Source organism: Inquilinus limosus MP06 (assembly GCF_000767795.1).
Taxonomy (GTDB): domain Bacteria; phylum Pseudomonadota; class Alphaproteobacteria; order DSM-16000; family Inquilinaceae; genus Inquilinus; species Inquilinus limosus_E.
In genome coordinates, this window is the sequence record NZ_JANX01000891.1 from 1 (window position 1) to 1,688 (window position 1,688).

At 67.7% G+C, this 1,688-nt stretch carries 2 protein-coding genes; both read left to right on the plus strand.

Translation table 11 applies throughout. The features are described 5' to 3' along the window. Positions 1–480, plus strand: a 480-nt coding sequence (locus P409_RS39685; RefSeq protein WP_034848947.1) for a DUF7436 family protein, incomplete at its 5' end; no start/stop codon positions are given. A gap of 112 nt (positions 481–592) precedes the next feature. Next, positions 593–1,516 carry an aspartyl/asparaginyl beta-hydroxylase domain-containing protein gene (locus P409_RS33665; protein WP_034848948.1) on the plus strand — a complete coding sequence of 308 codons (924 nt, stop codon included), beginning with the start codon at positions 593–595 and terminating at the stop codon, positions 1,514–1,516. The last annotated feature ends 172 nt before the right edge of the window (positions 1,517–1,688 follow it).

The following is a 1,688-nucleotide window of genomic DNA, read 5'->3' on the forward strand; positions in this document are numbered from 1 at the left end:
AGCCATGTGAAGCGCCACCTCGCCCGCCTGGCCGGGGCGCGGCGGCGGGTACTATCCTATCTCGAGGAGGGCGACCTCTCGGCCATCGACCGCCAGGCCGAAGGGGGATTCGACGTGCTCAGGCGCGTGTCCCGCGCCGCCTCCGGCCGCGGGCTCGACCACCGGGCGATCTTCGGTTTCTCCGACCGCACGGCGCCGCGGCTGCTGGCCTTCCTGCGGCGTCATGGCGGGTCGCTCGGCCACCTGTCGGGGCTGCGCTACTCGGGCGAGCTGGGCCACCCCTTCCATGTGCTGGATGACGAGACGGTGATCCTGTCGCTCGACCATCCCTTCGTGCCGGAGGGGCGCTTCGCCTCGCTGCTGGTGCATGACCGCGACCTGGCGGCCAGCCTGACCCAGGGCTTCGAGACGCTGTGGCAGAAGGCGCTGCAGGACCTGCGCGAGATCCGCTTCCTGCCGCGGCAGCCGGGGCCGTCCTGAGCCCTGCGGCGCCGTTGTCCTATCGGCAAGGCGGCGGGGATGGTATAGAGCGTGCGAATTGGTCGCAAACCCGGTCCCGTCCGCCCGGGTCCCGGTTGGAGGTATGGCCCAGATGCTGGCCACTGTGTTCGCCCCGAAGTTCCTGATCGTCTACGCCTACATCGCCTCCGCGCTGTGGGTGCATTTCCGCGGCCAGGTGCGGCACCGCTTCACCCGCCAGCTGACCGACCATTCGACTTTCTTCGCGCCGATCAACTGCTTCATGTACCTGTTCTCGCGGGTGCCCAGCACGCCCTATCACGACCCGCGCAGCTTCCCGGAGCTGCAGGCGCTGAAGGACAACTGGCACATCCTGCGCGAGGAGGCGCTGCGGCTGCAGGAGGAGGGCGACATCAAGGGCTCGGACAAGCTCGACGATGTCGGCTTCAACTCCTTCTTCCGGCGCGGCTGGAAGCGCTATTACCTGAAGTGGTACGGCGACCCGCTGCCCTCGGCCGCGGCGCAGTGCCCGAAATCGGTCGAGCTGGTGCAGAAGATCCCCGGGCTGAAGGCGGCGATGTTCACCTCGCTGCCGCCGGGCGGCAAGCTGGTGGCGCATCGCGACCCCTATGCCGGCTCGCTGCGCTATCATCTCGGCCTGATCACGCCGAATGACGACCGCTGCCGGATCGTGGTCGACGGCAAGTCCTACAGCTGGCGCGACGGCGAGGACGTGGTCTTCGACGAGACCTTCATCCACTACGCCGAGAACTTCTCGGACGAGAACCGGGTGATCCTGTTCTGCGACGTCGAGCGGCCGATGCGGTTCCGCTGGGCGCTGGCGGTGAACCGCTTCTTCGCCAAGTACCTGATCCAGGCCGGCGCCACCCGCAACGCCGACGGCGACAAGGTCTCGGCCCTGAACAAGGCCTTCAGCTACATCTACCCGATCCGGGCCTTCTTCAAGAAGGTGAAGAAGAAGAATCGCAAGCTGTACTACGCGATCAAATACGTCTTCTTCGGCGGGCTGCTGGCGGCGTTCCTGGCGCTCGCCTGATCGCCTTTCTTCGGACACGCCGCCGCGCCACCGTATCGGCCGGCCGTTTCCCGCACGAGGCGTGATCCGCGGTGACATCCATGACGCATGAGGGCGGCCCCGCCGCCTTCGACCGCTTCGTCGCCATCGACTGGTCCGGCGCGGTCGGCGCCTATGGCGGCGTCGCCGTGGC

What these genes read in the sequence shown, in the direction of transcription:
- P409_RS33665 (WP_034848948.1), top strand. Translation starts at nt 593, where the DNA reads ATGCTGGCCACTGTGTTCGCCCCGAAGTTCCTGATCGTCTACGCCTAC.